Below are 22,523 nucleotides of genomic sequence, written 5' to 3'. Positions count from 1 at the left end.
GTTTAACACCAAGATAATAAGTCAAATTTGATATATGATTTCGCTTAGGTAACGCCCCCCACCCCGGGGGTAAAATACACCGTTTTTTAACATCATGCAAGATAATATTGTTATTCGTATATATGATATGTCGAATTATTTAATGGATTAAACACAAATTAATCTACCATTCCCGGTCATCGAGTAGACTGCAAAGCAATCGTATCAAAGGACCAACTTCCAAAAAGGCACAACGTGTCATCCCCTTCGTCATTCGTCACGCGTTACGCGTCACTTTATCAAACAGGCAACCATATCGAGGTGCCAATCATCCAATCATCCGGGCGGACACACAGGTCCACCCCTACTTTCGGGCGGACACACGGGTCCACCCCTACTTTCGGGCGGACACACAGGTCCACCCCTACTTTCGGGTGGACACACGGGTCTACCCCTACGCCTCATCTCCCCCTCGTCCCTCGCTACTCGCTACTCATCCCTTAACCATCTTTAAAAATTCATCTTCACTGAGAATTTTAATCCCCAGAGATTTTGCTTTTTCCAGCTTTGAACCGGCGCCGGGACCGGCAACCACATAATCGGTTTTACGGCTGACACTGCCTGTGGCCGAGCCGCCTCTCAGGCGGACCATCTCTTTTGCCTCATCCCGTGTGAATTTTTCAAGCGAACCGGTAAAGACAAAGGTCTTTCCGGAAAATATCTGAGATTCTTTCGTGTCTTTTTCCACCGTGGGATTGATGCCCGCATTCTGTAATTCCCGGACCAGTTTGCGGTTTTGTTCATTTTCAAAATAGATGGTAATCCCCTCCGCCACCACGGGACCGATTCCTTCGATGCTGTCCAGTTCCTCCCGGGATGCATCCATGAGGGCATCCACAGACCCAAAGATTTCAGCCAGGATCCGGCTGAGATATTCCCCCGTATTCGGAATTCCCAGGGCATATATCAAGGCCCGGAGAGGCCGGGATTTGGAATGCTCAACAGCCTCGATGAGGTTCGCGGCTGATTTTTCACCAAAACGGTCCAGGTCACGGAGATCCTCCTCTTTTAACCGGTAAAGATCCGCCGGCGACTTCACCAACCCTTCCTGAATCAACTGATCCACAATTTTCTCACCCAATCCTTCAATATCCATGCCCTTCCGGGAGACGAAATGGGAAATGCTGGCTTTGAGCTGAGCCGGACACGAGATATTGGTACAGCAGATGGCCACATTATCCTCCAACCGGGAGGTTTCACTACCGCAGACAGGACAGGTTTCAGGAAGATGGTACGGTTTGCTGTCTTCCGGCCGTTTTTCCGGAATCACTTTGATAACTTTCGGAATTACATCCCCGGCCCTTTCCACAACCACCGTATCTCCGATCCGGATATCTTTCCGGTCAATTTCATCCTGATTATGGAGGGTGGCACGGCTCACCGTCACACCTCCGATTTGGACCGGCTCCAGAATAGCCACCGGTGTAATCACACCTGTCCGTCCGACACTGGCTTCAATATCCACAATCCGGGTTGTTTCCTGGCGGGCTTTGAATTTCCCGGCAATCGCCCACCGGGGTGTGCGGGTCCGCATGCCCAGCTTTTTATGAAGAGCCATTTCATTGACTTTAATCACCACCCCGTCAATATCATATGTGAGTGATTCGCGGTCCTTTTCCATTTTTCGAAAATAGTTAATAACTTCCTCATCCTCTTTCAGCAAACGGGCATACGGATTGACCCGGAACCCCCATTTTTTCAACTGTTCTAAAAATTCCCAGTGTGTTTCAAAAGTCATTCCGCTGATCTCTCCGGGAGAATAAATAAAAATTTCAAGAGGTCGTTTGGCGGTCACAGACGGATTCAGCTGCCTGAGGGAACCGGCCGCCGCATTCCGGGGATTGGCAAAAAGGGATTCTCCCGCCTTTTCCCGTTCACGGTTCAACTTTTCAAAGTTTTCATGGGATATCATCACCTCACCCCGGACTTCCACGATGTCCGGGATATCATCCCCCCGGAGTTTCAATGGAATCTGGCGGATGGTTTTCAGGTTTTGGGTGATATTTTCCCCCCGATAACCATCCCCCCGGGTGGCCCCGGCTGTAAAAATTCCCTTTTCATATATCAATTCCACACCCAGGCCATCCAGTTTGGGTTCCCCGACCCAGGTCAGACTACTATTCTCACCCGCTTCTTTCCGTACACGGCGAATGAAATCCCGGATCTCTCCTTCATTCATGGCATTTTCCAGACTCAGCATAGGCGTACGGTGCACAAGGGTCCCAAAAGCTTCCAGGGGCTCTGCCCCCACCCGTTGCGTAGGTGAATCAGGACGGCGGTATTGGGGATATTTCTCTTCCAGATCTACCAGTTCCCTGAATTGACGGTCATATTCCGCATCCGAAACCACAGGATCATCCAGGACATAATAACGATAATTGTGTTCATTGAGCTCACGGGTCAGTTCTTCCACCCGTTTTTTAATATCCTTCATGAAAAGCCTCTCTACATGAAATTCATATAAAGTTAGGACTTTTTCACTCTTTATCTCAAGCTGTTTGGAATCCAACAAAGCTTTTCTAAATTCCTTCATGAGAAAAGAGACCCAACAGGCGGTGATACTAGCCGGCATGGCCCTTCTCATGTGGTCCACTGTTGCCACCGCTTTTAAACTTACCCTCCGGACAGGTACTCCAGCGGAACTCCTCTTTGTTTCCGTCCTGACAGCCTGCCTGGTTTTAATCCCCGCAGGATTTTTTCAAGCTAGAAAAGTATCCATCTCTCTTCAGAATGTGCTCAAGGCATTGGGGACGGGACTCTTAATGCCGCTTACCTATTACTCGGTGCTGTTTGTCGCCTACGACCGTCTTCCGGCCCAATCGGCCCAGATCATCAATTTTACCTGGCCGGTTTTTATGGCGGCGGCAGCCATGCTTTTAAAACGGGAACCGGCAAATATGGCAAGAATTTTCTTTCTCCTTATCAGTCTCAGCGGAGCCATTGTTGTCCTCACCCGCGGAACCTTCTCTCTGAAGGGAGCGGAGGATCTTCCGGGGTCCATGCTGGCTCTGGGCTCGGCTCTTTTGTGGACCGCCTTCTGGATGCTCCAGTCTAACATTCCCCTGCCGGGCACGCTGCGCATGGGACTCTATTTTAGCGGAGCTTTCATTGTCATGATTATCTTGTCAGCAAGCGGTTTTGCCCTTATTCCAAGTCATTCCCGGACATGGTTTGGAGGTATTTATACCGGTCTTTTTGAAATGAGCCTCCCTTTTCTGATATGGCAGAAAGCCCTGGAAAAAACCCGCTCCGTTGCCGTCATTTCAAATGTTATTTACCTCTCCCCTTTTCTGTCCCTGATTTTCATCCGGACTTTTTTACAGGAAGCCATTCATCCTTCAAGCCTGATTGGACTCTTGCTTATCAGCGCCGGATTATTCCTGCAGATGAACCTGAAAGAAAAAGAGGATTAAGCTTGCCATTGAACCGGACTTTTTTCACATTACCCGGGATGGAGGATGTATGAAAGTCTATGGCGAAGAAATATGCCTGTCTACAAACGGCTTCAGCGATATCCGGGACATTACCGAAAAGGTACGTCATAGTGTAAAGAAAAGCGGTATTCGTGAAGGACTTGTCCATGTGTTTGTCATCGGCTCTACAGCTTCAGTCACGAGTATTGAATACGAACCGGCTCTGGTTCAGGACATGAAGGACATTCTGGAAAAACTCATCCCCAAATCCATCCGGTCCCGTCATTCGGAAACCTGGGGAGATGACAACGGTTTTTCCCACATGCGGGCAACACTGATGGGACCCGGGACAAGTTTTCCGGTCACAAAGGGAGATGTCCTGCTGGGAACCTGGCAGCAAATCATTGTTGTGGATCATGATAATCATCCCCGGAACCGCCGGATTTATATCCAGGTAATGGGCATTGAATAAATCCCCCTTATATAAGCCGGATAAACCCCGTGTTCTGTTGGGAATGAGCGGCGGGGTGGACAGTTCCACGGCTGTTCATCTTTTACAGGAGGATGGATATGATGTCAAAGGCCTCACCCTCATTCTGACATGTGCACTGACCGCTCTGTTTGGAGATGCCATTCATCCCAGAGATCATGCGGCACAGGCAAAGCAGGTATGTGACCGGTTCAAAATCCCCCATGAAATATCAGACAGGTGTCGTCTTTTTGAAAACCGTGTCGTGAACCCTTTTGTCCGGGAATATTTCAACGGCCGCACGCCCAATCCCTGTGTGGAATGCAACCGCTTTGTCAAGTGGGATAAACTGCTGAAAAAAGCCGATGAAGAGGGAATCCCTTATGTGGCTACCGGCCATTATGCCCGGGTCCGTTACAATAAATCTTCAAAACGCTATGAATTGCTGAAAGGGAAAGATCCCAAAAAGGATCAGTCCTATTATTTATGGCAGCTGTCCCAGGAACAACTGGCCAGAACCCGTTTTCCCCTGGGTGATTTGACCAAGGATCAAATAAAAGCAATCGCAACAGAACTGGGACTTGAAAGTACCAACACCGGTGAAAGTCAGGACATTTGTTTCATCCCGGGGGGTGATTACCGGGAATTTCTTCGGGAGTATGTTCCCGATCAATATCAATCCATAGGGAAGGGACATTTTCTAACACAGGATGGAGAAATCGTGGGAGATCATCCGGGATATTTTCATTTCACCATCGGGCAACGCCGGGGTCTTCGGCTTGCTTTGGGATATCCGGTGTACGTCCTTGAAATCCGTCCCCGGAGCAATGAAGTGATTGTGGGACCTAAAGAAGCCCTTATCCGTACTCAGACACATGTGAGCCGCGTGAACTGGGTTTCCATACCGGCACCGGAGAAACCCGTCGAAGCGTTGGTAAAAATCCGTTACCGCCACAAGGGTTTAAGAGCCCTTTTAAATCCATTGAGCCAGGATAGAATATTCATTAAATTTATAGATACATCGGAAGCCGTTACGCCGGGGCAGTCAGCCGTTTTTTACGACGGTGAACGGGTCTTGGGCGGCGGCATTATTGAGGGAGCCTGATCAATCATGGAATACGGAACTGACGAGCGAAAAGGGAAAGTAAGCGTCAGGACTCTTCTGAAGATGAAGAGGAAGGGCGAGAAAATTTCCGCCCTGACGGCATACGATGCCCTGTTTGCCTCTTTTTTAGATGAATTTATCGACATCATCCTGGTGGGTGACAGTGTGGGTATGGTCATGGCCGGATATGAAACCACCATACCGGTCACCATGGATCAGATGATTTTACACACTCAATATGTCCGGCGGGAGGTTCATCACGCTATGCTGGTGGCGGATATGCCCTTTATGAGTTATCAGGTCTCACCTGAAGAAGCGTTGAAAAATGCAGGACGGCTTCTTCAGGAAGGCGGAGCCGAAGCAGTCAAACTCGAGGGCGGCAGGCCTGTCGCTGAGGCGGTCCGCCGATGTGTGGAAGCCGGCATTCCGGTCATGGGACACCTGGGTCTGACTCCCCAATCCATTCATGTTTTCGGCGGCTGGCAAACCCGGGCAAAAAATCATGACGAAGCACAACGTCTGAAAGAAGACGCCCTTATCCTTCAGGAAGCCGGCATTTTCTCGCTGGTCCTGGAAAAGGTCCCGGCAACCCTGGCCGAAGAGGTGACCCGTAGTCTGGAAATTCCTACAATCGGTATTGGAGCCGGTGTAAAGACAGACGGACAAATTCTCGTTACCCAGGATCTTCTGGGGATGTATGAAAAAATGAAACCGAAGTTTGTCCGGAAATATGCCGAGCTGGCAGGAATCATCCGTAAAGCGCTGAAACAGTATCATCAGGATGTAAAATCCGGGGCATTCCCCTCGGAAAAGGAAAGTTTCTGAATGGAAATCATCCGGGATACAGGTGTTCTCCGAAACCATGCCGAAACCCTTCGGAAAGAGGGCAAACGGATCGGATTTGTGCCCACAATGGGTTATTTTCATGAAGGACATCTGAATCTGATGCGAATGTCCGTGTCAGATTGTGATGTAACGATTGTTTCCAATTATGTCAATCCTACCCAGTTTGACCGCCGGGATGACCTGGAAAGCTATCCGGTTAATTTTGAACGGGACCGGAAAATGGCTGAAGAGTTGGGTGTAGACATCATGTTTTATCCTGAAAACCTGTATCAGCCGTACCATAAAACGTGGGTTAACACAGAAAAACTCACAGACGTATTATGTGGTCGGAGCCGGCCGGGACATTTTCGCGGTGTAGCAACCATTGTATGCAAGCTTTTCAACATCGTCAATCCTCATGTGGCCTATTTCGGACAAAAAGATGCACAGCAGGCGGCTGTCATCGGGCAGATGATCAAAGACCTGAATTATGATATCCGGCTGGTCCTCTCTCCTATCATCCGGGAACCGGATGGATTAGCCCTGAGTTCAAGAAATGTCCGACTGACACCTGAACATCGGAAAAAAGCTCCGGTCCTCTATGAAAAGCTTCAGATCATTGACAAAAAAATTTTGCCGGACCTGTCCAACAAAGACATGTTGATTCAGGAGGCAAAAAAAACCATTGAAGCGATCCCCGGAGTAAAGGTAGATTACATCGATATCCGGTCCTGGCCGGATTTGGGAAAACCGAAAAAAGAAACACGTCATCTGCTGATTGCAGGGGCGGTGTTTATGGGTAAAGTAAGACTGATAGATAACATTATAAAAGAGCTATGAAACGAACATTTCTGAAATCAAAAATTCATCGGGCTGTCGTGACGGAAGCCAACCTGAACTATACGGGCAGCATCACTATTGATGAAGATCTTATGAACGCTGCCGGCATCCTGGAATACGAGATGGTACAGGTAGTGAACATCAATAACGGCCATCGTTTTGAAACTTATGTCATCAGGGGTGAAGCCGGAAAAAGAGAGATTTGTCTGAACGGTGCCGCAGCCCGTCTTGGCGTACCGGGCGACCGGGTTATCATTATGACATACTGTCAACTTGACAATGATGAAATCCCGGAACATCATCCGGTTGTGATCGTCACTGATGAAAAAAACCGTATCGTAAAGGAGTAAATCGTGTCTTCTTCCCTATCAGCTATCATTCTGGCAGCCGGTAAAGGAACCCGGATGAAATCAGATCTTCCCAAAGTTTTGCACAAGGTTTTGGGTAAAACGATGATATCCCGGGTTATCGATCAGGCAAAACTGGCAGGTGCCCGGAAAATTGTGGTGGTTGTAGGATACAAGAAAGACATGGTGATTGAAAGCCTGAAAGATACGGATGTAGATTTCGCCATCCAGGAGGAACAATTGGGTACGGCCCATGCCGTTCAGCAGTGTGAACCCTTTTTACAGAATTTGAACGGAAATATCCTGATCCTGTCAGGGGACGTCCCTCTTTTGACCGGTGAGACCCTGTTAAAACTGATTGCCTGCCATAGTAAAAACCACGCAGACGCTACATTGCTTACCGCCGTACTGGACAATCCCCACGGATATGGCCGTATTATCCGCAATGCAGATGACACACTGAAAGATATTGTTGAAGAAAAAGATGCAGATGAAGATATCCGGAAAATAAAAGAAATTAATGCAGGGATTTATATCTTTAAAAAAGAGCTGCTTTTTTCGTATCTTAAACATGTCGATAATAAAAATGCACAGGGTGAGTATTATCTGCCTGACGTACTGCCCCTGATGGTTCGGGATAACCGGAAAATATATCTTCAGAAAGCGGAACAATCCGAAGAAATTCAAGGTGTGAATACCGTAGAACAGCTGAAACTGGCTGAAGAAAAACTGAAGAGGATCTTATGAAACGTGTATATATAAGTCTGTTGCTCTTGTTATTGTTGAGTCTTTCAGGACTTCAGGCTGAACCGTTGATTTTTGAAAAGCCTTCATTTCCGGAGAACGGGAATATCGGACTCCGGCTCAGAGATTCCCGTGAAACGGCTTCTTTTCTGGATTTGAGAAAATTGCAGATGCGCCATTCTTTTTCCATGTCTGTAGGATCTTCAGCTTTGGGCTCCCAATCCATCCTGGCCTACCACAATCAGTTTATGTTTCCGGTAAATGCTAAACTGAGTTTTTACGGCAATCTGATTCTCATGCAGCAGGCCTGGGCTTCAAATCCCGTCATGGAGCGCCTGGAGCATGGAATGAACTCGATTTATTATGATGCCAATATGGAGTATCAAATTTCCGATAAAACCCGGCTGATTTTAGGAATCAGCAATTTACCAACCTATTCATATCCATGGACAGCGAATCCGTACACCACTAACAGGATGTTTGATTTATGGCCGTAAAAAAAAGCGCACGCCGGAAAAAGACTAAAACAACAAAGCAGAAGAAGAATCAGGAGACAGCATCGCCCCTTTTAAATGGAATCATCGTCGGCCTGACGCTTGTAATACTTGTCTTCCTCTATTCCGTCATTCAGAGGCAACAACCGGTTCCCCGGGAAACGGATCTGGCGTCAACAAGTCTTGATAATATTCCTTCTGCCGTCCTCAGCTATCAGGAAAAAATGAAGGAAAAGGTTAACCTGCGTGTTGAGGTTTTAAACGGATGCGGGGTTTCCGGACTGGCGGCACGGACCAAGCTGCTTCTCACGCGGAAAGGTGTGGATGTGATCAGCACAGGCAACGCACCCCATCACAATTATCAACGAACTCGGATATATATCCACGGGGATAATTTTGAAAAAGCGAAAAAGATTCAAGAGATGATGGGAATTACAACCGACCCTCTTATCGACGAATTTTCATCAGATGTCCCCTGTGACATGACCATTATTTTAGGTCATGACTACACGGAACTGAGCATTTTTTAAAAGGGAGATTTTTTGAAAGAAGAGAAAGTGTCCGAAGATAAAACGTATACATCTCATGATATAGCCCACCTTATCAGCCAGGCGGCAGATTCAAAAAAAGCGGAAAACATCACCATTCTGGATATGAAGAAAGTGGCCGGTTTTACCGATTATTTTGTGATTTGCCACGGGACCAGTGATGTTCAGGTCAAGGCCATCGCTGATGCCATTGAAGAGGAACTTTTAAAACATAGCATCAAATACTGGCACCGGGAAGGCTATGAGAACCGGCAATGGATCCTCCTGGATTACATTGATGTCATCTGCCATATTTTCAATCAGTCCCAGAGAAATTATTACAATCTGGAAAAACTCTGGGCTGATGCCGATGTTGAAAAAATAGAGAGCTGAGCAATGTTACAGTATATTCAGACCCTGATTTCCGAAGTACTTCGGGAGCGCCTTATTGAAACCCCGGATTTCACGGTGGAACACCCCAAAAACCCTGATTTTGGTGATATTAGCACCAATGCAGCCATGAAACTGGCCGGGATACTGAAAAAAAATCCCCTGAAAATTGCAGAAGAAATCCGGGATGATATTCTGGCGCGCCATGAACCCCTGATTCAGAAAATTGAATGTGTCCGTCCCGGCTTTATCAATTTTTATATTTCAGACCAGTACTACCAGTCACTTGTGGAAAAACTGATCGAAGAAGATAAAGATTTCATGAAACCTGCAGGAGAAGGCAAAAAAGTCCAGATTGAATTTGTCAGTGCCAATCCCACAGGTCCCCTGACAATCGGTCATGGCCGCCAGGCTGTATTAGGTGACACCATTGCCCGGATCCTGGAGTGGTATGGGAATGATGTAACCCGGGAATACTATTTCAACAATGCCGGCCGGCAAATGCAAAGACTGGGTGAATCGGTATATGCCCGGTGCAAGGAACTTCTGGGTGAAGACTGCCCCATACCGGAAGGAGGATACGAAGGAGAATACATCCGGGATATCGCTTCGGAGTATCTGAAAGAAAGGGGAAACATTCTCCCGGAGGATTCTCAGGACAGGGATCTGATTGATTTTGCATCGAACCGGATTTTTAAAATGATCCGGGAAACACTTGAAAGACTGAGAGTCCACCACGATATTTTCACCAATGAAAAGGATTTATATACGGCAGGGAAAATTGATGAAGTCCTCTCTCTTTTACGGGAAAAAGGTTATCTGTATGATAAAGAGGGAGCGGTATGGTTCAGGGCAACCCGCTTTGGGGCTGAAAAAGACCGTGTCTTTGTTAAAAGTTCGGGCGAACCCACGTACAGGCTGCCGGACATTGCCTATCACCGGGATAAACTCACCCGTGGATTTGACTTAATCATTGATATTTTCGGGGCGGATCACCACGCAACTTATCCGGATGTCAAGGCAGGGCTGGAGGCTATGGAATATGATACATCCAACATTTTGGTCCTCCTCCATCAATTTGTCACTCTGACCCGAAACGGAGAAAAAGTCAAGATGTCCACCCGAAAAGCCAATTTTGTTACCCTGGACGAACTCATGGACCTGGTGGGGCCCGATGTAGTCCGGTATTTTTACATCATGCGCACAATGGACGCCCACTTGAATTTTGATATTGAACTGGCACAAAAAGAGAGTGATGAAAACCCTGTTTTTTATTTACAGTATGCTCACGCCCGTATGAACAATATTTTAAAACACAGTATTGAAAAGGGGATTGATTCCTACCGGGATGGCAACATTCAATTGCTTTGCGAACCGGAAACACTGGATGTTTTAAAAGTCGCGGCTGAATTCGGAGAAGTGATGGAATTGTGCCGGAAAACCCTGGAGCCCATGCACCTCGCTTCATATCTGCAGAAGCTGGCCACGGCATTTCATAAATTTTACGCCACACACCGCGTGGTCACAGAAGATATTCCACTTTCCAAAGCCCGTTTAAAAATGGTCAGTGCCGTCAAAACCCTCATGGCGGAAGGGCTTGGTATTCTGGGTATTACAGCCCCGGAAGTCATGTAAATTATTGCATAACACGGACAGCTTCCGCTGCAAGGTCAACCTGATCGGTAGAAATAATATCCGCCCCGTTTTGAAATAATTCCATATACACATGGGATCCCTCTTTCAGGGCTTTATGATCCAGATTATGCATCGTGCCTAATATGCAGTAACGATTTTCATCATGCAGCATTTTATACACCTGGGGATCCGGTTCGGATACCCCGACAAAGATCTGAAGATTCTCCATGGGGATTTCATAGGTTTGAAGCATCTCCACCGATTTCACAGACCCGGCTGAAACTGACATCATCAGTTCCGGCTCCAAATGGTAATACTGCATCATCCTTTCAAAATTATAGACAATGACAACGGCAAATGGCAAGGCGTCGGCTTTTCTGATTTCTGATACAATCAGGGAGGGCTCCACCGGTTCTTTGATATCCAGATGGAGAATCGCTTTTTCCCGGGCCCATTCAAAAGCTTCCTGAAGCGTTGGAATTTTATCACCGGTAGGTTTTTTATGTTCATCCACAAGCTCCAGCCGTTTCAATTCCTCCAGCGTGTAATCGGATATATCACCGCTTCCTGTCGTCGTGCGATTCAGTGTACGATCATGCATCAACACCAGGTAGCCGTCTTTACTCTGCCTGACATCGCATTCAATAATGGCCGCTCCGACATCCGCGGAGCGCTGAAAGGTACGAATGGCATTTTCCGCATAGCCCGGGACAGGGCCTCCGCGATGGGCACTCACCAGGGGGAGGCGCTCGGGACTCCAATGGAAATAAGCCCTGAGCTCTTTTCCACTGTCAAAACCGGCAGGACGCTCTGATTTCGCACCGGTATCGCATCCCTGAAAAGCAAGTAAGGCAATGAGTGAAAATAACAGAAGCATTTTAACGTGTTTCATAATGGCACCTTTATATTGTCTTTTGATAAAAAGAGTAAAATAATCTCTGTCCCCCTATCCTTCCTTTTCTGGATTTTCATGCCACCCCCATACAACTCGACATATTGACGGACCCAGTTAAGTCCAATACCTCTGAATTTTGACGCATTCGGATGGAGATAAGCATCCAGAACCCGGAAGCGATCCTCCTCTTTGATTCCTTTTCCATTATCAGAAACGATAACCTGGACATATTCTTTACTCCGGCGGATCCGGATGGAAATTTTATCGGCATTCCCATGGACAATGGCATTTCGTATCAGATGATCAAAAATGAATTTTGCAGACTGATCGGCAAAAGCAATGCCACTACCTTTTATTTCGATGTCAGTTTCGGGATAATTCATGGCAGCGGTTTGGGCCAGCTCCCGCAGATTTACAAACCATTCTCCGTTTTCCGGCGTCAGGGTGTCCTGAAATGTCCTGACCTTATCAATCATTTCAAGACTGCTCAGAATATCCTGGTTCATGGTTTTCCATTCCTGATACACAAGATCGGAATCAGGAATCAGTGAAACATTCCGAAGGCCGGAAGCCAGCTTTTCAATTTCTTCACTTAAGAGAAAAAGAAATCGTTTCAAGTAATTCTGATAAACCAGCAATTTATTTTCATAAAACTTCCGGTACCCTACATCTGAGAAGACGGCAATACCAAAATCAAAACGGTTATGATCATCCCGGAAAGCTCTGAACATCATCACCGTTTTCAAAAGCGAACCGTTTTTCCGGTACAGGCGCATTTCCAGATTGTAATCCCGGATGGCACCATCCAGGACATTCTGAAACAACTCCTTTTCTACTGCCAGATCCTGTGGATGGCAAATCTTTTCCCATTCAAAATCGGTCAATTCAGACACATGATATCCCAGCATTTCAGACAGAACCTTGTTAACCTGAGTCCATTTCCGTCCGGAAGATATACGTGCAATACCTGCCAAATTCAGGTTAAAAAGCCAAAGGAACTGTTCGTCAATCTGTTTCAGCTTCAACTGGGTTTCTTCAAGCTCACGGAGTTTGTTTTCAGCTTCTTCTTTTTCACGGATCACAGCATTTGAGTAAGTATGAATGATAGAATCCCTCTTCTTCAATTCTTCATAAGACTGGCGAATTTTCCGGGTTGCAATGCCGAGTCGCCAAGCAAGAATCATACCGATTATCAGGAGAATAGTAATCCCGGCAAGAGAAATTTGCTGGATGTTGATTTTCCGGGATTGTTCACTGATGAGTTTTTCTCTGCGCCGGATTTCGCTCTGTTTCTTTAAATCTTCAATTCTTCGTATCCGGGCCTGAGACAAGACCGAATCTTTTAAAGCGCTGTGTTGTTTATAAACCTCAAGCGCTTTATCCATTTCACCCTGTGCTTCATAAACGGCACTGATGGCCTTCAGGATGGCTACCCGCCCCCGTTCACTCCGCAACTCTTTTGCCAGATCAAGAGACTGATAAAAATAATCAAGGGCCTGATCAACATTCCCGGCTGTAAAACAGGTTAATCCAATATTGTATAATGATGAAGAAACACCCTGCCTGTGACCGATTTCCCGACGGATTTTCAGGGCTTTTAAATTCATATCCAGTGCATCATCGAAGCGGCCAAGATTCCGGTAAATTACAGCCAGATTCTCATAACTTTCGCTCATGCCAAACAGGGAACCGATTCCCTCCCGGATTTGAAGAGATTTTAGAATTTCGGTTTCTGCCGATTTAAAATCTTTTTGCCCGATATAAATAATGGCCAGATGTTCGTGTGCCAGCGCCTGCCCGGGCAAATAACCGGTTTTTGTAAAAATATCCATGGCAGAAAGACAGTAATCCAATCCACGGATATGGTTGTTAAAAATATATTCCAGAATCCCCAGATGTGCCAGGGCTATTGCCATGGCATTTTGTCTGTGATACTGCCGTGCATAACTCAGGGCTTTCAACATATAGTCCGTGGCATCATCAAATTCACCGAGGTAATTGTAGGTTCTCCCCAGGAAGACCATAGGTTCGGGCAAAAGATAGGGCATTTCATATTGAATACTTCGGTTGATGGCATCATGAAAATAGTACTTCGCAGAATCATACACTCCCAGCCAGTGATATGCCTGTCCCAACAATGTGCGCGTCCGGATTGTTGTTTCTATATCAACAAAGTCATCTTCCAGTTTCAAGGCCTGAAAGAGATGTGATTTCATATCCAAAAAATTACCGATAAGCAAGTGGTACTCAGCCAGAGCCACGAGAAACCGATTATAGATTCCTCCACATTCTTTCATCCGTTCAGAATTTGTTCCGGATTTCCACCAGGTATAAGCATCCTGAAATTGATTCTTTTCGTAAGCAACCCGCCCCAGATAATAGCAGCTTTCCATATAACGGCAATAGAAAGACGGATTTTTCTCTGTCAGTTCCAGCGCATGATTAAAATAATGAGCCGCCCGATCCAGATTATTCTGTTCCAAATAAATCCGTCCCATGGTAATAAGGGCCTGATGCATATCGCTGGTATCCTTCAGAGCCTTGCCGGCCAGAAAGAGCTGGTGTGCTTCCTGAAAAGCCATTTCAGGGAAATTGCGAAGGTTTTTCAAGTGGTTTTTGTATTCAGGCAACAGAGGGTTTTCCTGAGCGTGTAAACCAACCGCCGGCATCAGGGAAAACGCCAGAAAAATGGCCAGGGCATAAAGGAAGAATTTATGTTTACTCATTGTGCCGTCTCCACGGTGAATGATAAGGATAAAATAAGGAATGACGCAAGTTTTAAACATGTAAAGCTTCAGATATCCCCCCTTTGAATGCATGGAAAAGACATGTAAATTTGCGAAAAAGTTCAGGAGACACCGAATGGATTGGGAGATTGTGATTGGTTTGGAAGTTCACGTCCAATTAAATACACGCTCAAAAGCATTCTGCAGTTGTAAAACGACATACGGGGCTCCACCGAACACACAAACCTGTCCGGTATGCCTGGGATATCCGGGGGCATTGCCTGTCTTAAACAGGGAAATCGTCACATCCGCAGTGAAAGCAGGATTCGCTACACATTGTAAGATCCGGAAGAGAAGCGGTTTTGCCCGGAAGAACTATTTTTATCCCGATCTGCCCAAGGGATATCAGATATCTCAATATGATGACCCTATTTGCTATGACGGATATATTGAAATTCCGGCGGAACCAGGACAAAAGAAAATCGGTCTTATCCGCATACACATGGAGGAGGATGCGGGAAAATCCATGCATGGTGATGACGGAACCCTGATCGATCTGAACCGCTGCGGGATTCCCCTCCTTGAAATCGTCAGCAAACCGGATATCCGGAGCCCTCAGGAAGCCTATAGTTATCTGACCACTCTGAAGCAACTTATTCGTTACATCGGGATTTCGGATTGCAACATGGAAGAGGGGTCATTGCGCTGTGATGCCAATCTTTCCGTCATGCCGAAAGGGAGCACAACATTCGGGACGCGCACCGAACTGAAAAACATGAATTCTTTCCGGGGAGTGGAAAAAGCCCTGGCATATGAAGCAAAGCGCCAGATACAGGTATTGGAATCCGGCGGTACGGTGGTTCAGGAAACACTCTTGTGGAACGAACAAGCACAAACTGCAGAACCCATGCGCTCCAAAGAGGAGAGTCACGACTACCGCTATTTCCCCGAGCCGGATCTGGTGGATGTCCAACTGACAGATGCCATGATTGACGAAATCAAAAGATCCATGCCTGAACTTCCCCATGAGCGACTCGCCCGTTTTATCCAGCAATACAAACTATCTGTAGAAGACGGGCTGGTTTTAACGGCAGAACGGGAAATTGCCGATTATTTTGAAGAAGCTGTCAGGGACTTTCCGGACACAACCCTGATGAACCACTGGGTGCGGGGAGAGATCCTCCGGATATTGAAAGAGAGACAACTCAGTATTGATCAATCTCCTGTATCACCGGAACAGCTTAAAGAACTCCTCACCTATTTGATTCATAAAAAAATTACGCCCCAAACAGCCAAAACCGTCCTTGATGTTATGGCCGAAACAGGGGAACCGGCCGGAAAAATTATTGAGGAAAAGGGGCTCATGACTATCTCTTCCCCGGAAGAACTGGAATCATTAATCCGGGACATTCTCGAAAAGCATCCGGCAGAACTGGAAAAATACCGTCAGGGCAAAAACCAGCTTTTTGGTTTTTTCATGGGTCAGGTTATGAAAGCCACTAAAGGGCGGGCAGACCAGAAAGTAACCCGGCAGATTTTAAAGAAAAATTTAAACGCGTAAAGGAGTCGGGGATGTTACTGGCAATTGATACAGGAAATACCCAGACGGTTCTGGGATTAATCCGGAACGGAGAGATCATCCGGTCGTGGCGCATCACGTCCGACGGGACTAAAACGGAAGATGAACTCTGGGTTTATGTGCGCTTGTTGTGCCATGATGCCGGAATCCCCATACCGGAAATTAAGCGCACCATCATCAGTTCGGTTGTTCCGCAAATGAATGCCGGACTTCGCGATATGAGCCGTGAATATTTAAATACAGACCCTTTATTTGTCACTCCTTCCCTGCCCTACAGACACAATTTTCTGGAAGGGCGTTTTCAAACCCTGGGAGCAGACCGCATTTGCAATATGTATGCAGGGTTGACAAGTTACCCATTGCCTCAGATAATCATCGACTTTGGAACGGCCACAACAGTGGATGTGCTGGGTCCGGACGGAAAATATCTGGGAGGCAGTATTGCACCGGGAATCCGGACATCCTCTGCCAATTTATTCAAAGCCGCCGCCCAACTTCACGGTATTGCCATGGAATTCCCTGATAATGTCATCGGTGTTGACACATCCTCTCAGCTTCGTTCAGGCATTCTTTGGGGAGCCGTTGATCAGACAGATGGTATGGTCCGGAGAATCTGCCGGGAGACGAGACTTACCTTTTCAACTATTCTTTCAACCGGCGGCCTGGCTGAAATGGTATCATCCCGGTCCGAAACCATCACTGCTACCATTCCGGATCTGACCTTGAAGGGACTCACCGCCATTGCCGATGAATTTATCCCGGAGCCCTGAAAAATGAATTCACCTCATATCACAATCAATAAGGATCGATGCACTTCCTGTGCTTTTTGTGTCGATGTGTGTCCGTCCGGCGTTCTGACTATGCAGGACAGTATACCCACAGCCCGTCATCCCGGCTCCTGCATCTTTTGCGGACATTGTGCTGCCGTGTGTCCTGAAGATGCTTTTACACACAGTGGTGAAAAAACGGGAAAATTTATCCTTAAAACGCCTGACCCGGAAAATCCGGACGATTTTTACGCCACACGCCGATCCATACGCCGATATACATCTCAAAAAGTAGAACCTGATATCATCCAAAGGCTGATTCGTCTGGCAGAAACAGCCCCCAGCGGGCATAACGCCCGGAAACGTCAGTATCACATCGTGGATTCAAAAGCAACGATTGATAAGCTGGAAAAGATAACGGCAAACCGGTACCGGCGGCTTGCGGCCCTTATAAACCCTGTCGTGACCGGCTTTTTATCCGTTGTGGCTCCCCGGAAAGCACGTTCATTACTTAAGAACCGGGATACTTTGAAACGTCTTGTTTCCGCATCCGAAAGGGGGCGTAGTCCTTTTTTCCGTGGCGCGCCCTGTGTTGTTTTTATATCAGCACCAAAAAAACAACAAACCGGCCGGGATGATTGTGTCGCCGCTCAGCAAATTCTTATTCTGAATGCCCACCGTTTGGGACTCGGAACATGTATTATCGGATTTGCCTTGTATGCTCATAAGGATTTGGAGAAATTTTTGAACATTCCCCCAAACAGAAGGATTTATGCCGTTACGATTCTGGGATATCCGAAATACAGTTACAGGAAAGCCATATATAGAGTGACGCGTGACGAGGGGCGAGACAGTCGACAGTTGATAGTCAGCAGTCGGCAGTCAACAGTGGTGAGAGATTGGATGATTGGATGATTGGATGATTGGATGATTGGTTGGATTGATCCGATCGATGCACCAAGAGCGAACGGATGCCGATGCTTGAGTAATCCCGCCTATGGCAGGATTGTATCGAAACGCCAACTTCTATTAAAATTACCCTCATATTCAATCAAGACAGCCCAATATATTAAAAATAATATAATCTTGCTTTTGATCGGGGTCGGAATTATTTTATCCCCGGGGGGTCGTAAGCATAAAGATCTTCCTATATAGTGACATTAAAATTTTCTGAATTTATGTAAACTTTATCCTAATCCAACTCACAACCCGCAAACCGGAACCCGCAACTCATAATCCCTTAAACCGCTCAATAAATTCTCTGACAGGCGGCCTTAATTGACTATAATCCAATTCATTCCGATGAATGGTATTTGCTATGATGGTAAGTTGTTCTTCTACAGGAATTTTGCGGTTAATCACGATGACCGAATTCTCCCGGATTCGGCAATATCCCCCTTTTACGGTCCCTACGGCTTTTTCCAGTTCAATACCCAGGGTATTCAGAAATTTTTCCAGTTCTTCCAGAATGTTTTGAGGTTTCATCAGAGCAGATCTTCCTTTCCAACAACAGGAAGGGCATCCACAATTCCTTTAATGGTTTCAGATTCATCCCTTGGAATAAGCAAAATCACACCTTTATCGGCAATTACAATCAGGTTATGGACATTGCGGGCAAACACCTGGGCCCCTGAGGAGTAGATATAATTTCCGGATGATTCCAACAAATAACCATCCCCCCGGAGAACGTTACCGTATTTATCCTTTTTTTCCAGGCTGTAGACTGCATCCCAGCTTCCCACATCACTCCAGCCGAATTTTCCACGGACCACTTTCACATGTTTGGCATGCTCCATCACACCGTAGTCAATGGAGACAGGTTTAATGGTTCTCCAGAGTTTTTGCAGGGTACTATCATATGCTTCAGTATCCATGGAGTGAGACAATGTATCAATAATTTCATAGAGCTCCGGCAGATATTTTTCAATTTCTTTCAAAATTACATCCGCCCGCCAAATGAACATCCCGCTGTTCCAAAGGAATTCTCCGGAGCTTAAAAACCGTTTAGCCGTTTCGAGATTTGGCTTTTCGGCAAACGTTTTTGATTTATAAACCAAAGTACTGTCCGGCAATGGATCTTTTTCAACCTGAATGTAACCGTAACCGGTGGCCGGACGCGTCGGTTCAATTCCAAAGGTAATGAGAACATTCTTTTCCGCAGCAATCCGAACACCTTCCTTCAGGCAGGCAATGAAATCTTCCTCATCCTGAATTAAATGATCCGCAGGGAAAAGTCCCATCACCACCTCCGGGTCCTTTTTCTTCAGGACCGCCGCCGCCAGGGCGATGGCCGGAGCCGTATTTTTCCCTGACGGTTCAATGATAAAATTTTCCCAGGACAGGTTCGGATTCTGCGCCTGAATCATCTCGGCCTGCTTATAATTTGTTATGATATAGAGCCGTTCAAGAGGAGAAATCTTTAAAAGGCGTTTTATTGTGAGATTAATCATCGACTCATCACCAACGATATCCAGCAATTGCTTTGGACTGTCTTTTCGGCTCCGCGGCCAAAACCGTTTTCCCACTCCCCCGGCCATAATAACACTGAAGTAATGTTCATTCATCACATTTCTTCTCCCGTCTGATTGAAACACACTCTTTTATAAATACACAATTCATTCGGCTTCAAATTGTAAATCCATTTCCGTATCCCAGCGGGCCCGGATTTGTATTTCCTGTATCAGTGGCCTGGCAATTTCCGGTGCCTTGTAAGGCCACAGCCATCCGTGATCCTGCCGGCCGTTTTTATTCCTGTCCGGATAATACCATAAACTATACTCACCTGCAAATACATTCTCAAAAATACATGTACCCGGCGCAGTAACGGTCTTTTCATACCGACCTTTTTTACCTGTAAGGATTAATCCAACCTGTTTTTCAGGCATTTCCGGAACGCGACAAATAAACCGGCCCGAGTTACTCTCTGACGTATACCGTACGGTCACTGTATCAGTCCATTCCGAAATCGTGGGATAGGCTTCCGGCAGAGGCACGGTTACAGCGAGCCGGCCGTTAAAATCTTTTGTTCTCCAACTGTCACCCGGTTCAAAATGTCCCGGCAGGCAGGAAACCATTACCCGGCGGGATGTATCTCCGGAAGCAAGAGCCGTTACCATAAGAGTATCCAGATCAACGGGCGGTTCAAGAACCAGGCAATTGTCCTGCCACATTACACGTCCCAGAGTATCCGTAAAGGTTTTAACCGCCAGCGTATCCGAAAAAGGTCCGGCCGAAACACCCAGGGTATCGGATATAAGATTGATGTGAAAACGATACAGGGAATCCACAATCATTCGATGATAAAGACGGACGTCCTTTCCAAGGATCTGAAAAGTATCCACCGGAAAATCATTGATAATAAAAGCATTCCTGATCGTCCGGGAAGAAAGGACTTTTGTGAATTTCAACTCGGTGACGGTAGGAAAGAGGTTTTTGCCGGATACATATTTCATGGGGACAAAATTTCCCCGGACAACTCCTAAATCAATACGGAGTTTTGCAGAGTCTTTAACAGCAACATGCAGGGTTTCCGGCAGAACTAAATCATCAAAACCCGGCGAATAGGATTTGCTTTGATCATAATCCACAATACCGGACAAGGTATACATTCCCGGTGGAACCGCCCGAAAACGATAAAATCCTTCGTGATCCGTTTCAGTCAGATAACTGAGGTGACCGAAAAGGGAATCGGGCCGCCATTCTCCTGTTGCCAATCCAATGAGAATCCGGTCTTTCTGCCCAAAATTCGGCACTTTTCCGGAAATTTCTCCTTCAGGTATTTTTTCACCGGTGGTAAACGTGTAAAAGACCCCTTCTTTCAGATTATTACCCCGCAGATCCTGGATGCTTCGGTTAAAAACCAGAGTATATACCGTACTATCTTTCCAATGATCTACGGGTGAAATCCGGACCAGGTTTCGACGGATTTTCAAGCGGACTTCCGTGGTATTCAACGGAAAGAGAATGAAACTGGTTCGCACGGAGGCCGGTCTGAGACTTTCGGAGAATGTCAGTGTAATGGACTGGTCGGCAGGAACCTGTGTAGATTCACGCGCAGGCTCCACAGATATGAGTTCCGGTGGTGTTTTATCTTCGGGTCCCCCTCCCGGAGGCGCCTGGGCCGCACATCCTGCGAGCATCCATACAGCGAGGCAAAAGAAAACATGTTTAAGCATTGCGATAATCCTTCAGGTCAAATGGAATAGGCACATCCCAGCAGATGGTTTCTTTTGAAATGCGACAGGTGTGGACAGCCAGCCCGACACCGGAATTTACGGCTTTTTCTAACGAGGACGAAAAATCAGGATCCCGCTGCCAATGGGGTGTAAAGCTTCGGGCATCCTGCCGTTGTACCACAAAGAAAACCCATGTTTCAATGCCCTGACCGGCCAGTTTTTCAAGCAATTCAACATGGGATTTCCCCCGGGATGTCACGGCATCCGGAAAACGGGCAGTCCTATCCTCTTCCACCAGGGTCACACTTTTCACTTCCATATAAACCTGCTTTCCCGAAAGTGTTTTGAGTTCAAAATCCAGGCGATGGTTTTCTACCGTCACTTCGCTTCGCACCAGGGAATAATCTTGAAATCCCGGAAGACAGTGATTTTGAAGACTCTGTAATACCAACAAATTGGGATACCTTGTATTGATGGAAACATAACCATTCGGAGTTCTTACCAGGTGAACGGTATAGTTTGTCTTTCTATCGGCACGGGGTGTGTATTCTACCAAAAGTTCCACACCGGGCAAAAGAAGTTCTTTCAACCGCCCGGGATCGGGCAAATGGGCATCAACCGGCTTTCCATCCACTTCACAACGGATTAAAAAACGGTTCGGGCGTTCGATAAAGCAGGTTTGAAAAAGGAGCGGCATGTGTACACAGCATGAGGAATCAGTCATTTTTTTTTCCAACCGGTGCCATATAAATCACAAATTCCTCCACGCCATCCACTCCGACCAATTCGTCGATTTTATGCTGATGATAGGCACCGATGGCACATGTTCCGCATCTGATGGATTCAGCCGCCAAATAAAGGTTCTGACACACATGACCGGAATCCTGGGCAATGAGTTTGGGACTCACGGGACCAAAACGCCACTCAGTCCGGTATGGAATAGCAGTCCAGATAAAAAGGACGGGAGCTTCGGCGCAGAATTCCTTGCCAAGACAGGCTTCTTTGACCTGCCTGGTATAATTGGGGATGGGTCTCAGATAACACATATCGTGATTTAAGGGTTGATACAGATAGAGTCCGGGTGTCAGACCATCCACATTTTTGACAGCCAGGTATGTTTCCAGGGGATGCCGGCAACCTCCGGAAGGGACCATTCTGAAAGCCGCTTCACCTTCCTTGCGTATCCCCCTGAATCCGGCTGTAGCCCACAGAAGAAAAGACAATTCTTCCAGGGTAAGGGCTTTATCCTCAAAGTGTCTTCTGCTGGCCCTTCGGTATATGGCATCCCGTAAAGGCATTATCCCTATATCTAACATTTCTACCGGCGGTAAATTGACACACTGTATCACATCAGCCGTGGGTTTCTGCAAAGGCGGAGCAGGCTTGCCTTTCCCTTTCGGGGTTTTCGACCAATCGGGATTTTCCCAACCATCCGCCCGGAGCCATTGATACATTTTCTTCAATTTCTTCATAGGTCACATCTTTTTATGAGCTGTCAGTTTTACACTGTTAATCTAAACAATTCCTGTCATTTTAGAAACCCCCCGGACGGA

At 46.7% G+C, this 22,523-nt stretch carries 22 protein-coding genes; 14 read left to right on the top strand and 8 right to left on the bottom strand.

Features of this window, described 5'->3' with window-relative positions; all coding sequences use genetic code 11:
• Window positions 1–472 precede the first annotated feature (472 nt).
• The gene (gene ligA, locus J7K63_07550) at window positions 473–2,473 is read right to left on the bottom strand and encodes an NAD-dependent DNA ligase LigA (protein ID MCD6234874.1); all 2,001 of its coding nucleotides are present in this window, start codon (window positions 2,471–2,473) and stop codon (window positions 473–475) included.
• A 97-nt stretch (window positions 2,474–2,570) separates the two neighbouring features.
• On the opposite strand from ligA, the gene J7K63_07545 reads away from it, so the two are divergent.
• From J7K63_07545 to J7K63_07495, 11 genes are read left to right on the top strand one after another with little or no spacing between them, the layout of a single operon-like run.
• The gene (locus J7K63_07545) at window positions 2,571–3,452 is read left to right on the top strand and encodes a DMT family transporter (protein ID MCD6234873.1); all 882 of its coding nucleotides are present in this window, start codon (window positions 2,571–2,573) and stop codon (window positions 3,450–3,452) included.
• Between the two features lie 49 nt (window positions 3,453–3,501).
• Entirely contained in the window at window positions 3,502–3,924 is a 423-nt protein-coding gene (locus J7K63_07540) for a YjbQ family protein (protein ID MCD6234872.1), read from the top strand.
• Window positions 3,917–5,026, top strand: coding sequence for a tRNA 2-thiouridine(34) synthase MnmA (mnmA, locus tag J7K63_07535; protein ID MCD6234871.1), 1,110 nt, complete (start codon window positions 3,917–3,919; stop codon window positions 5,024–5,026). The genes J7K63_07540 and mnmA overlap by 8 nt, the downstream gene beginning before the upstream one ends.
• Window positions 5,027–5,032: 6 nt before the next feature.
• Window positions 5,033–5,851 (top strand): 3-methyl-2-oxobutanoate hydroxymethyltransferase, encoded by an 819-nt coding sequence (gene panB / locus J7K63_07530; GenBank protein MCD6234870.1) that lies wholly within the window; start codon window positions 5,033–5,035, stop codon window positions 5,849–5,851.
• Window positions 5,852–6,691 carry a pantoate--beta-alanine ligase gene (panC, locus tag J7K63_07525; GenBank protein MCD6234869.1) on the top strand — a complete coding sequence of 280 codons (840 nt, stop codon included), beginning with the start codon at window positions 5,852–5,854 and terminating at the stop codon, window positions 6,689–6,691.
• Window positions 6,688–7,041 (top strand): aspartate 1-decarboxylase, encoded by a 354-nt coding sequence (locus J7K63_07520; GenBank protein ID MCD6234868.1) that lies wholly within the window; start codon window positions 6,688–6,690, stop codon window positions 7,039–7,041. The genes panC and J7K63_07520 overlap by 4 nt, the downstream gene beginning before the upstream one ends.
• 54 nt (window positions 7,042–7,095) lie before the next feature.
• Window positions 7,096–7,785, top strand: a complete 690-nt coding sequence (locus J7K63_07515) for an NTP transferase domain-containing protein (protein ID MCD6234867.1) — start codon at window positions 7,096–7,098, stop codon at window positions 7,783–7,785.
• Entirely contained in the window at window positions 7,782–8,279 is a 498-nt protein-coding gene (locus J7K63_07510) for a hypothetical protein (protein ID MCD6234866.1), read from the top strand. The genes J7K63_07515 and J7K63_07510 overlap by 4 nt, the downstream gene beginning before the upstream one ends.
• Window positions 8,270–8,806, top strand: a complete 537-nt coding sequence (locus J7K63_07505) for a LytR C-terminal domain-containing protein (GenBank protein MCD6234865.1) — start codon at window positions 8,270–8,272, stop codon at window positions 8,804–8,806. Before J7K63_07510 ends, J7K63_07505 begins: the two co-directional genes overlap by 10 nt.
• Before the next feature lie 27 nt (window positions 8,807–8,833).
• The gene (gene rsfS / locus J7K63_07500; protein ID MCD6234864.1) at window positions 8,834–9,196 is read left to right on the top strand and encodes a ribosome silencing factor; all 363 of its coding nucleotides are present in this window, start codon (window positions 8,834–8,836) and stop codon (window positions 9,194–9,196) included.
• A 3-nt stretch (window positions 9,197–9,199) separates the two neighbouring features.
• Window positions 9,200–10,828 carry an arginine--tRNA ligase gene (locus tag J7K63_07495; protein MCD6234863.1) on the top strand — a complete coding sequence of 543 codons (1,629 nt, stop codon included), beginning with the start codon at window positions 9,200–9,202 and terminating at the stop codon, window positions 10,826–10,828.
• Window position 10,829: 1 nt separating this feature from the next.
• Here the strand turns inward: J7K63_07495 and J7K63_07490 are convergent, their stop codons facing one another.
• Both J7K63_07490 and J7K63_07485 read right to left on the bottom strand, forming a co-directional pair.
• Entirely contained in the window at window positions 10,830–11,720 is an 891-nt protein-coding gene (locus J7K63_07490) for a glycerophosphodiester phosphodiesterase family protein (GenBank protein MCD6234862.1), read from the bottom strand.
• Window positions 11,717–14,449 (bottom strand): tetratricopeptide repeat protein, encoded by a 2,733-nt coding sequence (locus tag J7K63_07485; protein MCD6234861.1) that lies wholly within the window; start codon window positions 14,447–14,449, stop codon window positions 11,717–11,719. Before J7K63_07485 ends, J7K63_07490 begins: the two co-directional genes overlap by 4 nt.
• Window positions 14,450–14,585: 136 nt before the next feature.
• On the opposite strand from J7K63_07485, the gene gatB reads away from it, so the two are divergent.
• From gatB to J7K63_07470, 3 genes are read left to right on the top strand one after another with little or no spacing between them, the layout of a single operon-like run.
• Window positions 14,586–16,010: an Asp-tRNA(Asn)/Glu-tRNA(Gln) amidotransferase subunit GatB gene (gene gatB / locus J7K63_07480; protein MCD6234860.1), complete on the top strand. Its 1,425-nt coding sequence runs from the start codon at window positions 14,586–14,588 to the stop codon at window positions 16,008–16,010.
• Window positions 16,011–16,021: 11 nt separating this feature from the next.
• Window positions 16,022–16,798: a type III pantothenate kinase gene (locus J7K63_07475; protein ID MCD6234859.1), complete on the top strand. Its 777-nt coding sequence runs from the start codon at window positions 16,022–16,024 to the stop codon at window positions 16,796–16,798.
• 3 nt (window positions 16,799–16,801) lie between these two features.
• Window positions 16,802–17,710 carry a nitroreductase family protein gene (locus J7K63_07470; GenBank protein MCD6234858.1) on the top strand — a complete coding sequence of 303 codons (909 nt, stop codon included), beginning with the start codon at window positions 16,802–16,804 and terminating at the stop codon, window positions 17,708–17,710.
• A gap of 315 nt (window positions 17,711–18,025) precedes the next feature.
• On the opposite strand, the gene J7K63_07465 is transcribed toward J7K63_07470, so the two are convergent.
• The 5 genes from J7K63_07465 to J7K63_07445 are packed head-to-tail and all read right to left on the bottom strand — an operon-like array spanning window position 18,026 to window position 22,442.
• Complete coding sequence (locus tag J7K63_07465; protein ID MCD6234857.1) at window positions 18,026–18,280, bottom strand: hypothetical protein; 255 nt, start codon at window positions 18,278–18,280, stop codon at window positions 18,026–18,028.
• The gene (locus J7K63_07460; GenBank protein ID MCD6234856.1) at window positions 18,280–19,362 is read right to left on the bottom strand and encodes a mannose-1-phosphate guanylyltransferase; all 1,083 of its coding nucleotides are present in this window, start codon (window positions 19,360–19,362) and stop codon (window positions 18,280–18,282) included. The genes J7K63_07465 and J7K63_07460 overlap by 1 nt, the downstream gene beginning before the upstream one ends.
• Before the next feature lie 48 nt (window positions 19,363–19,410).
• Window positions 19,411–20,970: an Ig-like domain-containing protein gene (locus J7K63_07455; protein ID MCD6234855.1), complete on the bottom strand. Its 1,560-nt coding sequence runs from the start codon at window positions 20,968–20,970 to the stop codon at window positions 19,411–19,413.
• Window positions 20,963–21,694 (bottom strand): DNA/RNA nuclease SfsA, encoded by a 732-nt coding sequence (gene sfsA / locus J7K63_07450; protein MCD6234854.1) that lies wholly within the window; start codon window positions 21,692–21,694, stop codon window positions 20,963–20,965. The genes J7K63_07455 and sfsA overlap by 8 nt, the downstream gene beginning before the upstream one ends.
• Window positions 21,687–22,442, bottom strand: coding sequence for a SagB/ThcOx family dehydrogenase (locus tag J7K63_07445; GenBank protein MCD6234853.1), 756 nt, complete (start codon window positions 22,440–22,442; stop codon window positions 21,687–21,689). Before J7K63_07445 ends, sfsA begins: the two co-directional genes overlap by 8 nt.
• Between the last annotated feature and the right edge of the window lie 81 nt (window positions 22,443–22,523).

This window comes from Candidatus Neomarinimicrobiota bacterium (assembly GCA_021157965.1).
Taxonomy (GTDB): Bacteria; Fidelibacterota; Fidelibacteria; order Fidelibacterales; family Fidelibacteraceae; genus Fidelibacter.
Note: the sequence above shows the minus strand (reverse complement) of the source record. Positions and strands in the feature narration are given on the sequence as shown.